The sequence below is a fragment of the Rossellomorea yichunensis genome (assembly GCF_032337515.1).
Classification (GTDB): Bacteria; Bacillota; Bacilli; order Bacillales; family Bacillaceae_B; genus Rossellomorea; species Rossellomorea yichunensis.
On the sequence record NZ_JAVYAD010000001.1, the window covers coordinates 644474 to 657880 of the forward strand.

General features: G+C 40.6%; 10 protein-coding genes. All 10 read left to right on the top strand.

All coding sequences use genetic code 11. From position 1 onward, the window contains the following. Window positions 1–352: 352 nt before the first annotated feature. The 10 genes from pnp to RSX31_RS03295 all read left to right on the top strand — a co-directional run bounded on the left by pnp (window position 353) and on the right by RSX31_RS03295 (window position 13342). The gene (gene pnp / locus RSX31_RS03250) at window positions 353–2476 is read left to right on the top strand and encodes a polyribonucleotide nucleotidyltransferase (protein WP_315633268.1); all 2124 of its coding nucleotides are present in this window, start codon (window positions 353–355) and stop codon (window positions 2474–2476) included. 288 nt (window positions 2477–2764) lie between these two features. After that, on the top strand, window positions 2765–3769 hold the full coding sequence (locus RSX31_RS03255; protein WP_315633269.1) for a polysaccharide deacetylase family protein: 1005 nt from the start codon (window positions 2765–2767) through the stop codon (window positions 3767–3769). Window positions 3770–3797: 28 nt separating this feature from the next. Further along, window positions 3798–5039 (top strand): M16 family metallopeptidase, encoded by a 1242-nt coding sequence (locus RSX31_RS03260; RefSeq protein ID WP_282137980.1) that lies wholly within the window; start codon window positions 3798–3800, stop codon window positions 5037–5039. Between the two features lie 548 nt (window positions 5040–5587). Continuing rightward, window positions 5588–5821: a YlmC/YmxH family sporulation protein gene (locus tag RSX31_RS03265; protein ID WP_044337355.1), complete on the top strand. Its 234-nt coding sequence runs from the start codon at window positions 5588–5590 to the stop codon at window positions 5819–5821. 616 nt (window positions 5822–6437) lie between these two features. Next, the gene (dpaA, locus tag RSX31_RS03270) at window positions 6438–7340 is read left to right on the top strand and encodes a dipicolinic acid synthetase subunit A (RefSeq protein WP_148968778.1); all 903 of its coding nucleotides are present in this window, start codon (window positions 6438–6440) and stop codon (window positions 7338–7340) included. Beyond that, a complete protein-coding gene (locus RSX31_RS03275) occupies window positions 7337–7930 on the top strand; it encodes a dipicolinate synthase subunit B (RefSeq protein ID WP_113968175.1) in 594 nt (197 codons plus the stop codon). The genes dpaA and RSX31_RS03275 overlap by 4 nt, the downstream gene beginning before the upstream one ends. 222 nt (window positions 7931–8152) lie before the next feature. Continuing rightward, a complete protein-coding gene (gene asd / locus RSX31_RS03280; protein WP_315633529.1) occupies window positions 8153–9190 on the top strand; it encodes an aspartate-semialdehyde dehydrogenase in 1038 nt (345 codons plus the stop codon). An 88-nt stretch (window positions 9191–9278) separates the two neighbouring features. Continuing rightward, the gene (dapG, locus tag RSX31_RS03285; RefSeq protein ID WP_148968779.1) at window positions 9279–10517 is read left to right on the top strand and encodes an aspartate kinase; all 1239 of its coding nucleotides are present in this window, start codon (window positions 9279–9281) and stop codon (window positions 10515–10517) included. Window positions 10518–10539: 22 nt separating this feature from the next. Continuing rightward, window positions 10540–11412, top strand: coding sequence for a 4-hydroxy-tetrahydrodipicolinate synthase (gene dapA / locus RSX31_RS03290; protein WP_262371638.1), 873 nt, complete (start codon window positions 10540–10542; stop codon window positions 11410–11412). Between the two features lie 262 nt (window positions 11413–11674). After that, window positions 11675–13342 carry a ribonuclease J gene (locus RSX31_RS03295; protein WP_148993636.1) on the top strand — a complete coding sequence of 556 codons (1668 nt, stop codon included), beginning with the start codon at window positions 11675–11677 and terminating at the stop codon, window positions 13340–13342. The last annotated feature ends 65 nt before the right edge of the window (window positions 13343–13407 follow it).

A 13407-nucleotide genomic window follows, 5' to 3' on the forward strand; every position in this document is an offset into this window, starting at 1 on the left:
ACAGACAAAGGAAGCGGGATTATGTCCCGCTTTTTCTTTAGTTTTGATAAGTGGGAATCTTTGTATGATCCCCCACTTATTTTTAAATATTTTTATCACGAAAAGTATTCAATTATATAGTTTTTGTCTAAAATACATAATATGTACATAAGAGTTATTCGAGTTCTTAATGTGAGTAAATAGAACTTTCCATTGAGAGAACCTACTATATTTACATAGTTCCTTATGTTATTCATCCAAGCGAATATAACGGCACAAATGTGCATGATATAGATTAGTTTATTTACAATATTTATCCGGGTTAGGTACAGGCCGAACCTTTTAGTGATATATAAAGAGAGGGGCACACTTTATGGAACAAACTAAACAAATCTTTTCCATTGAATGGGCAGGAAGAGAATTAACGGTCGAAGTAGGCCAATTTGCCAAACAAGCCAATGGAGCGGTTATGGTACGCTACGGAGATACTGCGGTACTAAGTAGTGCAACAGCTTCAAAAGAGCCAAAACCACTGGATTTCTTCCCACTAACTGTAAATTATGAAGAAAGATTATATGCTGTTGGTAAAATTCCAGGAGGATTTATTAAACGTGAAGGACGTCCGAGTGAAAAAGCGATCCTGGCAAGCCGTTTAATCGACCGTCCTATCCGTCCATTGTTCGCAGATGGATTCCGTAATGAAGTCCAAGTAATCAGTATAGTGATGAGTGTAGACCAAAACTGTTCATCTGAAATGGCAGCTATGTTCGGATCTTCACTAGCACTATCTGTTTCTGATATCCCATTTGAGGGTCCTATTGCCGGCGTAATTGTTGGTCTGATTGATGGTGAATTTATTATTAACCCTTCAGTGGAACAACTGGAGAAAAGTGAGATTCATTTATCTGTAGCCGGTACCAAAGATGCCATCAATATGGTTGAAGCAGGTGCAGATGAGGTACCCGAAGAGACAATGCTTGAGGCAATCATGTTTGGTCATGAAGAAATAAAGCGTTTAGTCGCTTTCCAAGAAGAAATTGTTGCTAAAGTCGGGAAAGAGAAATCTGAAATTCAACTTGTTGAACTTGATCAAGCAGTTGAGGCGGAGGTTCGTTCATTATGTGAAAGTGAACTAATCCCTGCGATTCAAGTTCAAGAAAAACATGCTCGTGAAGAAGCTATCAAAGAAGTGAAGAAAAAAGTGATGGCTGTTTATGAAGAAGAGAAAGAAGCCGATGAAGCTACATTGAAGCAAGTGAAAAAAGTATTAGACAAACTTGTGAAAAATGAAGTTCGTCGCTTGATTACTGAAGATAAAGTCCGCCCTGATGGCCGTAAAGTCGACGAAATACGTCCACTTTCTTCCGAGGTAGGTTTATTACCAAGAACTCATGGTTCAGGACTGTTCACACGTGGACAAACTCAAGCACTAAGCATTTGTACATTAGGGGCTTTAGGAGATGTTCAAGTTCTCGATGGTCTAGGAATTGAAGAATCTAAACGATTCATGCATCATTATAATTTCCCTCAATTCAGTGTAGGGGAAACGGGACCGATCAGAGGACCTGGTCGTCGTGAAATCGGACATGGGGCACTAGGGGAAAAAGCCTTGGATCCCATTATTCCAAACGAGAAAGACTTCCCGTATACAATCCGTCTTGTTTCTGAAGTACTTGAATCAAATGGTTCAACTTCCCAAGCAAGTATCTGTGCAAGTACCTTAGCGATGATGGATGCAGGTGTGCCTATTAAAGCACCTGTAGCAGGGATCGCCATGGGTCTGATCAAATCTGGTGAAAACTATTCCATCTTAACGGATATTCAAGGAATGGAAGATCACCTTGGTGACATGGACTTTAAAGTAGCCGGGACTTCCAAGGGTGTAACCGCTCTTCAAATGGATATCAAAATTGATGGGCTATCCAGGGAAATTCTTGAAGAAGCGCTTCAACAAGCGAAAAAGGGAAGAATGCAGATCCTTGATAGTATGTTAGCAACAATCGGTGAAGCAAGAACCAGCCTTTCTCAATATGCACCTAAAATCTTAACCATGCATATTAACCCTGATAAAATCCGTGATGTTATTGGACCAAGTGGTAAACAAATCAATAAAATCATCGACGAAACAGGCGTTAAGATTGATATTGAGCAGGATGGAACGATCTTTATCTCCTCTACTGATGAAGAGATGAACAAAGTTGCTAAGAAAACAATTGAAGATATCGTAAGAGAAGTTGAAGCTGGACAAATGTATCTGGGGAAAGTAAAACGAATTGAAAAATTCGGAGCATTTGTAGAAATCTTCAGTGGTAAAGATGGCCTGGTCCACATTTCTGAAATTGCAGAAGAACGTATTCGCAAAGTTGAAGATGTGGTAGCGATCGGCGATGAGATCCTTGTTAAGGTTCTTGACATCGATAACCAGGGTAGGGTCAACTTGTCCAGAAAAGCAGTTCTTAAAGAGCAGCGTGAAAAAGAAGAACAAAACCAAGCATAATCTTTTGAGATTGGCAGGCTGTCCTGTAAGGAGCAAACTCTCCTCCGGGACGGCTTTTTTTATCTGTGGAGTTTTCACTCAGGACTGAAGGAGCAGCCCTGGCTTTAGTATTAGCCAGCTCCGGGGCTTAGAGGCTCGAGGTCATAAGTCAATGATATCAAAAAGCCAAAGAACGCCTTTAGAATTTCTTCGCCTTATGCTTGTCGCCTCTCAAGCATTGCCCCTCCGCTTTTGTTCTACCAGATCCTTTTCCTTCATATGTTTTTAGGAGAAGGAAGGTGGACAGGTATGGAAAGAAAATACTTGATAGGAATTAGTCTAATTGCTATTCTGACTTTAGTTGTCGTTGAAAATCCGTTATCAGACCAGTATGTGACAGGACTAAAACAAGAATCGTTAGAAGTGAATGGAGTCAGCGAACCAAATGATTTAACCCGAAAAATTAAAGAAGAAGCAAAATTGAGGGAAGTACCTGCTCAAGATGCTGTAATAGATACTGTTTGGAAAGCTACACCAGGATATAATGGTTTGAAAGTGGATGTAGAAGCGTCTCTTCAAAATATGAAAAAAGAAAAATCATTCGATGAAGATAAACTGATCTACAAGCAAATCCCTCCTGAAACGCATTTACCTGATTTGCCCGCTTCCCCTGTTTATCGGGGGAATCCGGATAAGCCAATGGTTTCTTTTATTATCAATGTAGCATGGGGAAATGAATATATCCCGGATATGCTTGCAACTTTGAAAAAACACCAAGTATATGCTACGTTCTTTTTAGAGGGGAGATGGGTGAAAAATAACCCGGACTTAGCGAAAATGATCGTGGACGCAGGACATGAAGTCGGAAATCATTCATATTCTCACCCTGATATGAAAACATTGGAGTCAGCCAAAGTAAGAGAAGAGTTGAAAAAGACGAATGAAATAATTGAAGTGACCACAGGGGAGAAAGCGAAATGGTTTGCTCCACCAAGCGGCAGCTACCGGGAGGAAGTCATAAATATTGCAGACGACATGCACATGAGAACGATAATGTGGAGTGTGGATACGATTGATTGGCAAAAACCACAACCAAGCGTGTTAATCGACCGTGTAATGAGAAAGATGCACAAGGGAGCAATTGTACTGATGCACCCGACAGCATCAACGGCCAATTCGTTAAATATGTTGATTCTTCAAATAAAAGAAAAAAATTTAAGGCTTGGTACGATCTCAAGTCTGGTTAAAGAAGAGAGAATCGTAGAAGACATCGATAATTCGTCAGAACAGGGAAATAGTAATAAGAAGCAGTAAGTTTGCATCATGAATAGGAGGAAATTTCTTGATAAAGAAATATACATGCCAAAATGGACTAAGAATCGTGCTGGAGGAAATACCTCACGTCCGTTCTGTAGCGATTGGGGTCTGGATTGGAACCGGCTCACGAAATGAATCGGAACAAAATAACGGGATATCCCACTTTTTAGAACACATGTTTTTCAAAGGAACAAAAACGAAAACAGCGCGTGAAATAGCAGAGTCCTTTGACAGCATCGGCGGACAGGTCAATGCTTTTACCTCTAAGGAATACACCTGCTATTATGCAAAAGTATTGGACAATCATGCTGATTATGCATTACATACACTTTCTGATATGTTCTTTAACTCTACCTATGTTGAAGAGGAATTGAATAAAGAAAAAAATGTAGTGTATGAAGAGATTAAAATGTATGAAGATACCCCTGATGATATCGTTCATGACTTATTAAGCAAGGCAATCTATGAAGAGCATCCACTTGGCTATCCGATTCTGGGAACGGAAGAGACACTGAACTCATTCAATCAAGCTAAATTGAAAGAGTACATGCATGACATGTACACCCCGGATCAAGTAGTGGTGTCTGTAGCGGGAAATGTGGATGAAACATTCATCAAAGAAGTCGAGAAGCTATTCGGATCTTATGAAGGTGGTAAAGGACCTGAGGACCGTATGAAGCCTGCCTTCCACAACAATAAGCTTGCCCGGAAAAAAGATACAGAACAAGCCCATTTATGCTTAGGATTTGACGGCTTGCAAATCGGGCATCCGGATATCTATAACCTGATCGTATTAAACAATGTGTTAGGTGGCAGTATGTCCTCCCGTCTGTTTCAAGAGGTTCGTGAACAAAGAGGACTTGCGTATTCCGTGTTTTCTTATCATTCCGCATATGAAGATAGCGGAATGGTTACCATTTATGGAGGAACAGGGGCCAATCAGTTGGACCAATTATTTGATACGATCGACAGCACCCTTCAAGCCCTGAAAGATGATGGGATAACCTCTAAAGAATTACTAAACAGCAAAGAGCAATTAAAGGGTAACCTTATGCTGAGCTTAGAAAGTACGAATAGCCGGATGAGTCGTAACGGGAAAAATGAGCTGCTGTTAAAACGCCACCGTACGCTGGATGAGATTGTCGAAGAAATCGACGGCGTTACGATGGAAAAAGTTAATCAGTTAGCCCTTGACATATTTAAAGATGATTATGCAATATCCCTCATAAGTCCGGATGGAAATCTCCCTCAAAATATGAGGAAATAACAGGAAAAGAGGCTGGAACAAAAGTGTTTTAGTCAAGTAAAACCCGAACAAGCCTGCTTCCTAGAAGGCAGATTTGTTCGGGTTTATTATTTATTTCGGTACATTTGATTTTAGCTGTTTCCAGCGGTTGATTGGAGTGCAAGACGAAGACTCCTGCGGGAAAAGTAGCTTATGTGAGACCCGTCCAGCTCCGGGGCTTAGAGGCACATGTCTTAAGTCAAACCCTCCAAGAAGGCAAAGAACGCCTTCGTGGACGCTTCGCCTTATGCCACCCGCCTCTGAACAAAGCCCCTCCGCTTTTCTTCCCGCAGGCTTGCCGAGGAGGCTCACGGGCTACCCGCGGAAAGCGTAGTCTTGCACGGAAATCATTAGCGGCATTAAGAACCTACACTTCTATTGTTCGTCTTTATATCGTGGCATTTTAGTTTTGTCCCAGCTTCTTTTTTGTATGAACCATCACATTGGAAGGAAATAACGAAGAATTTCTTCTAAAAAAAGTGGACAGTGTATACATTGTAGTACAGAGCTTTTTTAAGGAGGAAACCTTCATGAGATTAAGCGAGTTAAGCGGAAAAGAAATAGTTGATTATAAAAAAGCAGAACGACTTGGTATTCTGGGGCAAACCGATCTTGAATTCAATGATAAGTCAGGAAGTATTAATGCGCTTATCATTCCGACCGGTAAATGGCTGCGAAAGCAAGGCGGGGAAATCCGGGTACCTTGGCATCAAATAAGAACAATCGGAGCTGATATGATCATTCTGGAAGTATCGAATGACTAACGAAATAGATAACCTATTGAAACGGGAAAATCCCGTTTTTTTATTTTGCCTTTAATATAAAAAGGCTCATTTCGTAAAGTTTGTTGCTTATTGTAGAGGAGAAAGTATTAGTTGATTTCCGCTCCAATTGAATCCTTAATGGAAAACAATTAAAACAAGAATTTCAGCAGAAAACCTTATTTAAGGTGAGTAGAGATTGATTTCCTTTTTATTAAAGAAGAATTATTTTTTTAGGTACATTGTTTTCTTGCACACTTTTAAGCTCTGTCACAAAAATTCTCACCATCCAGCATAAATTGGTTGACAGAGCCCTCGCATATTTTATTTTAGAAAACAACAATCCTTGTGAAAAGCATTTAAAAAAGTAGGCTTTCTCCATAATGTTAGAAGGAGTTAGTGTAATGTAAATTTACATTTTGCACCACTTGATTGAAATTGTTGTACGATCAATATACCCACTTAACCTCCCTCAACCCCTCCATTACAAAAACAATCCCACATTCTAAACAGTCTCTTCCTGCTTTTCTTCTCACCCATTAGGTATGTGCAACATACACTGTTGAAGTGAAAAGGGATTTAGAATAGCGATTATGTAAAAAAGTAGGTGAAATCAGTGATGCTGACCGGAATGCAGATCGCAGTTCTAGGCGGAGATGCTCGTCAACTTGAGATTATTCGGAAGCTTACTGAGTTGGATGCAAAGATCTCACTCGTAGGTTTTGAACAACTAGATCATGCCTTTACAGGGGCTACGAAAGAAAAGCTCGATGAAGTGGACTTTTCAATGATTGATGCCATAATCTTACCTGTACCCGGCACGAATCTACAAGGAGAAATTGATACGATTTTCTCCAATGAGAAAATCGTTTTAACAGAGGAAATTGTGTCTCAGACGCCAGAGCACTGTACGATCTATTCAGGAATTAGTAATAAGTATTTGGATGAAATAATGTCTTCAACGAATCGGAAACTTGTTCAGTTGTTTGAGAGAGACGATGTTGCCATTTATAATTCTATTCCTACAGTAGAGGGAACGATTATGATGGCTATTCAACATACAGACTTTACGATTCATGGATCTACGATTGTCATATTGGGTCTGGGTAGGGTAGGTATGAGTGTAGCTAGAACGTTTCATCATTTAGGCGGAAAGGTGAAGGTTGGCGCTCGGAAAAGTGAGCATCTGGCCAGGGTGACTGAAATGGGCTTAGAGCCATTCCACTTAGATAACTTAGAAAAAGAGGTTGAGAATTGTGATATATGTATTAACACAATTCCAGTGCATATAGTGAAGGCTGCTGTGATAGCCAAAATGCCAGCTCATACATTAATCATCGATTTGGCTTCGAAGCCTGGAGGTACAGATTTTCGTTATGCAGAAAAACGGGGAATAAAAGCATTGTTAGCCCCGGGATTGCCTGGGATCGTGGCACCTAAGACAGCTGGCCAAATACTGGCGAATGTACTTTGTCAATTGTTAGAGGAAGATCTTGATTTAGGAAAGGAGAGTTCATCATGAGTGTCAAAGGAAAACGAATCGGGTTTGGTCTAACAGGTTCTCATTGTACGTATGATGCCGTATTCCCGGAAATTGAACGATTAGTGAATAACGGTGCAGAAGTGATGCCAATTGTAACTTCAACTGTTATGAATACGGAAACGAGATTCGGTAAAGGAGAAGACTGGATTAAGCGAATAGAGGACGTTACAGGTCATAGGGTAATCGATTCAATCGTAAAGGCAGAACCACTTGGTCCTAAAATTCCATTGGATTGTATGGTGATCGCTCCCCTTACAGGAAATTCAATGAGTAAATTCGCCAATGCAATGACAGATTCTCCCGTGTTAATGGCTGCTAAAGCGACTCTTCGTAATCACCGTCCTGTAGTACTGGGGATATCGACAAATGATGCTCTTGGTTTAAATGGTGTAAACCTAATGAGATTAATATCAACCAAAGATATATACTTTATCCCATTTGGGCAAGATGCACCCGAAAGTAAACCGAAATCAATGGTAGCAAGAATGACCCTGATTCAGGAAACAATAGAAGCGGCTATCGAAGGAAGACAGCTTCAGCCAGTCGTAATCGAAAGATATTTAGATTAATAGATTGAGAAGGCTATCAACTTGCACTGTTAAGATGGCCTTCTTTTCATGTATAATTATTTAAATTTATTAGTAAATGAAAATAATCAAGGCATAAATATAAAATTCCCTATTGTCGAATAATTGTTTATGTTAAAATATTCTTTATTATAGTAACATACTAAAAGGTATACCTACTATGAGAATACTGAATGGTTGGAAGGAGAGAAGATTTTGAATACAATGGGATTACATGTAGCGGTTGTCGGTGCCACAGGTGCAGTTGGACAACAAATGCTTGAAACATTAGAAAAAAGGGACTTTCCAATAAAACAATTGACATTATTGTCTTCAGCCCGTTCAGCCGGGTCCACCGTTACCTTTAAAGGGAAAGAGTGGACGGTTGAAGAAGCCAAACCCGAGAGTTTTGAAGGGGTAGATATAGCTTTATTTAGTGCAGGGGGTAGTGTATCCAAGCTTCTTGCTCCTGAAGCCGTTAAACGTGGAGCTATCGTCGTCGACAATACAAGTGCATACAGAATGGACCCGGATGTTCCTCTTGTAGTTCCAGAGGTGAATGAAGAAGATATAAAACTTCATAAAGGCATCATTGCGAATCCTAACTGTTCTACGATCCAGATGGTGGCAGCACTTGAACCGATCCGTAAACAATATGGTTTATCGAAAGTAATCGTGTCAACCTATCAAGCCGTTTCAGGAGCAGGTGCAGTGGCCATCGATGAGCTCCACGCACAATCACAGGCCATATTGTCCGGTGAATCATTCGAGCCGAGTGTTCTACCTGTAAAAGGGGATAAAAAGCATTACCAGATAGCTTATAACGCCATTCCTCAAATTGATAAATTCCAGGATAACGGCTTTACATTCGAAGAAATGAAAATGATCAATGAAACAAAAAAAATTATGCATATGCCGTCATTGAAGGTATCTGCCACATGCGTAAGATTACCAGTTGTAACAGGTCACTCAGAAAGTGTATATATTGAAATTGAGGATGGTTCTGTAACAGTGAATGATATCCACTCACTGTTAAAAGATGCTCCTGGAGTAACTTTAGAAGACGTCCCGGAAGAACAGATTTATCCGATGCCTGCATATGCAGTAGGAAAACCGGATGTATTTGTTGGCAGGGTGCGTAAAGATCTTGATGAAGACAAGGGCTTTCATATGTGGGTTGTGTCTGACAACTTACTTAAGGGAGCGGCTTGGAACTCGGTTCAAATCGCAGAAAGTTTAATGAAACTTGGTATAATTAAATAACGAAGAGGGACCATTTCAGCTATAGATCTATTTATTTCCACTATTCGTTCTCACATACCTCTTGAACATATGACAATGAGGTGTAGTCATGAAAGTGATCGTTCAAAAATTTGGTGGAACGTCTGTACGAGATGAGGCAAGTCGCTTAAAGGCACTTGCCCACACGAAGCAAGCGATTGATAAGGGATATAAAGTGGTGGTAGTCGTTTCAGCTATGGGAAGAAAAGGTGAACCTTACGCTACTGACTCGCTATTATCACTTATCGGTGGCAGGAATACTTCAATAAGTAAGAGAGAGCAAGACTTATTATTATCGTGTGGAGAAATCATTTCCAGCCTGGTCTTCTCTAACATGCTTCTTGAACATGGAATCCGGTCAACCGCTTTGACTGGTGCTCAAGCCGGATTCCGAACCAATAATGATTTTAACAATGCTAAGATTTTGGAAATGCGATGCAGCCGTTTGGTCAAAGAGCTTGAAGAACACGATGCAGTGGTGGTAGCGGGCTTTCAAGGTGCAACGAAAGATGGTGATGTCACCACGATCGGCAGAGGGGGAAGCGATACTTCAGCTTCTGCTTTAGGAGTGGCATTAAAAGCTGACTTCATCGATATTTTCACCGATGTTGAAGGGGTCATGACTGCCGATCCCCGCATTTCATCGAAGGCGAGACCTATTACGGTTGTATCTTATAATGAAGTTTGTAATATGGCATATCAGGGGGCAAAGGTGATTCATCCAAGAGCTGTTGAAATTGCGATGAATTCAAATGTTCCAATCCGGATTCGTTCTACTTATTCAAATGGTGAAGGGACGCTTGTGACAACACTTGAAAATACGAAAGCACACAAAGAATTCCGGAGTCATCCCGTAACAGGAATCGCCCATGTATCCAACCTTACGCAAATAAAAGTATTCGCTAAGGAAGACCAATACAATCTCCAAGCTGAAGTCTTTAAAGCGATGGCTAAAGAAGGAATAAGTGTTGACTTCATTAACATCTCTCCACGGGGAGTTGTTTATACTGTTGCATCATCCCTGGCAGAAGGTGCGATTTCGGTTCTAAATAAAATAGGTCATAAACCTATTGTAGAGTCAGAGTGTGCTAAGATTTCAGTAGTTGGAGCCGGGATGACAGGTGTTCCAGGTGTGACTTCAGCCATCGTATCATCTCTGTCAAACGAAGGAATTCGAATCCTTCAGTCTGCAGATAGTCATACGACTATTTGGGTTCTGGTGAAAGAGATGGACCTGATTAATGCGATTAATGCACTTCATGATACGTTTCAACTACAAGAGAGAACCGCTACATTCAGGGTAGGATAAACATAAGAGGAGAGTGACTAGATTGAATTTTGGCCGCGTTTCTACGGCGATGGTTACCCCATTTGACCGTAAAGGAAATATAGATTTCACTAAGACGACCCAATTAATTCAGTATCTGATTGAAAATGGATCAGATTCTTTAGTAGTTGCCGGGACCACTGGTGAGTCTCCGACTTTAACCAAAGAAGAAAAGATTGCTTTATTTCGCCATGTAGTAAAAGTAGTAAATGGAAGAGTACCTGTTATTGCCGGGACGGGAAGTAATAACACCCACGCTTCCATCGAACTTACCAAAAAGGCAATAGAGGCAGGAGTAGATGCCATCATGCTGGTGGCTCCATACTATAATAAGCCTAGTCAGGAAGGGTTGTTCCAGCATTTCAAAGCGATTGCTGAATCAACAACCTTACCTGTCATGCTTTATAATATTCCAGGACGTTCAAGCGTCAATGTTTCTCCGGAAACAATCATTCGATTATCAGAGATTGAAAACATTGTAGCTGTTAAAGAAGCAAGCGGTGACTTGGATAGCATGACTGAAATCATTTCACATACATCAGACGACTTTATGCTATACAGTGGTGATGACGGACTTACTCTCCCTGTATTATCAATAGGTGGAACTGGAATTGTGTCTGTTGCCTCACATATCATCGGAAACGAAATGCAGGAGATGGTTGCTGCATTTACAGGTGGAAACCATTTAGAGGCAGCCGGTCTGCATCAAAAACTTCTTCCAGTCATGAAAGGGTTGTTTACTAGCCCGAACCCAACACCGGTTAAAACAGCCCTGCAAATGAAGGGTCTCGACGTTGGATCTGTCCGCTTACCATTAATTCCACTGACAGAAGTGGAAAGAGCAAAGCTGTCTCAATTATTACAAGTATTATCTTAAGTAAAAGACTGTGAAGGCGATCCTTCACAGTCTTTTATTGTAGACAGGAAAAGCCACTAAAATCAGTAATGGATTAATTTATTTTAAAGAAGAAGGATTTAGTCACGTAGTATCGAAATAGTAATGTAGTAAAAATGAATGCAGTCTTTTTCCTAATCTTATTATAGTAAGGATAAAATTGGTTGTACTCCCAAAATATTATCAAGTATAATAAACGTAACTGATTGAAGATCGGGAAAGGCACAGCATAGGAGGACATAATGTGAGTAAGACAAAGAATGAAAGTATAAAGGTCATACCGCTCGGAGGAGTGGGGGAAATTGGGAAGAACATGTACGTGATCGAAGTGGATCATGAAATTTTCGTGGTTGACGCAGGGCTGATGTTCCCTGAGAATGAAATGCTGGGAATTGATATCGTCATACCTGACATTCAATACTTGATCGAAAATAAAGAACGTGTTAAAGGGATCTTTCTGACTCATGGACATGAGGATAGTATTGGGGCGATATCATACGTACTTAATAAGATTAAAGCACCTGTTTATGGCACCCGTTTAACGAATGCTCTTGTAAAGGCACGATTGAAGGATGAAAATGTCAGGGAAGATGTGAAATTCTATACGATTCACTCAGATAGCCATCTCACTTTTGATGGAGTGAATGTAACGTTCTTTAAAACCACACACAGTATTCCGGATTCAGTTGGTGTATGTATACATACATCTGAAGGAGTCATCGTACATACAGGAGAATTCAAATTTGATCAATCGGCTAAACACCTTTATCGACCGGATTTAGGCAAAATGGCTCAAATCGGTGAAAAAGGAGTGCTTTGTTTGTTGTCTGACAGCAAAGAAGCGGAGAGACCCGGCTATACAACATCCGAAGCAGTCATTGAACAACACATAACAGACGCTTTACGAATGGCATCCGGTAGAGTCATTGTAGCTTGCTTTGCATCTAATTTAATTCGACTACAGCAAGTTTTTGACGCTGCAGATCAAAATAACCGTAAAGTGGTCGTAGTGGGTAAGAGTTTGAAGAGAGTATATGATGTAGCATTGAAATTAGGCTATCTTCACGTCCGGGATGAGATGATCATCGGAATGGATGAGATTGGTGATTATCCTAAAGATGAAGTCGTCATCATCGCCACCGGAACTCAAGGAGAACCGTTTGAAGCCTTGCAGAGGATGTCAAAACGCTCCCATCGTCTTGTAAATATCGAAGAAGGAGATACAGTCCTAATTACGGCTTCACCTTCGCCTGGAATGGAAGTCATCGCAGGAAAGACAATTGACATGCTTTATAGAGCAGGAGCAAACGTCTTGACCGCTAATAAGAAGGTTCATGTTTCAGGGCACGGGAGTCAGGAAGATCTAAAGTTCATGTTAAATATCATGAAACCGAAGTATTTCATCCCAATACAAGGTGAGTACAAAATGCTGGTGGCGCATACACAGATCGCTCACGACATCGGTCTTCCGTATAAGCAAATTTTCATTTTGGATAAAGGGGATGTGCTTCAATACAAGGACGGCAAGATGAGAATGAGCGGCCGGGTGCAGGCCGGGAATGTGTTAATCGATGGAATCGGTGTAGGGGACGTAGGGAATATCGTCCTTCGCGATCGTAAACTATTATCAGAAGACGGTGTCTTTACGGTCGTTGTAACGATTAACCGCAGATCCAAATCGATTGTGTCAGGTCCTGAAATTATTTCACGCGGCTTCGTTTATGTGAGGGAGTCAGAAGAATTGATTGATGGAGCTGGAAGCATCGTAACGGATGTAGTACATTCCTACTTACAAAAGGGCTCTTTTGAATGGACAACCATTAAACAGGATATCAGAGATCAGCTCAATTACTATTTATTCAATAAAACACGAAGAAGACCAATGATATTACCGATCATCATGGAAGTTTAATGCGTGAGGCTATTTGTTTCTAACAGATAGCCTCCGTTTTTTATTTGATCCCAAAGTATAAAGTA

Excerpts from the sequence above, each read along its gene's own strand:
- dapG (WP_148968779.1), top strand. The coding sequence starts at position 9,279 with ATGAAAGTGATCGTTCAAAAATTTGGTGGAACGTCTGTACGAGATGAG.
- pnp (WP_315633268.1), top strand. The coding sequence starts at position 353 with ATGGAACAAACTAAACAAATCTTTTCCATTGAATGGGCAGGAAGAGAA.
- RSX31_RS03265 (WP_044337355.1), top strand. The coding sequence starts at position 5,588 with ATGAGATTAAGCGAGTTAAGCGGAAAAGAAATAGTTGATTATAAAAAA.
- RSX31_RS03255 (WP_315633269.1), top strand. The coding sequence starts at position 2,765 with ATGGAAAGAAAATACTTGATAGGAATTAGTCTAATTGCTATTCTGACT.
- RSX31_RS03275 (WP_113968175.1), top strand. The coding sequence starts at position 7,337 with ATGAGTGTCAAAGGAAAACGAATCGGGTTTGGTCTAACAGGTTCTCAT.
- asd (WP_315633529.1), top strand. The coding sequence starts at position 8,153 with ATGGGATTACATGTAGCGGTTGTCGGTGCCACAGGTGCAGTTGGACAA.
- dpaA (WP_148968778.1), top strand. The coding sequence starts at position 6,438 with ATGCTGACCGGAATGCAGATCGCAGTTCTAGGCGGAGATGCTCGTCAA.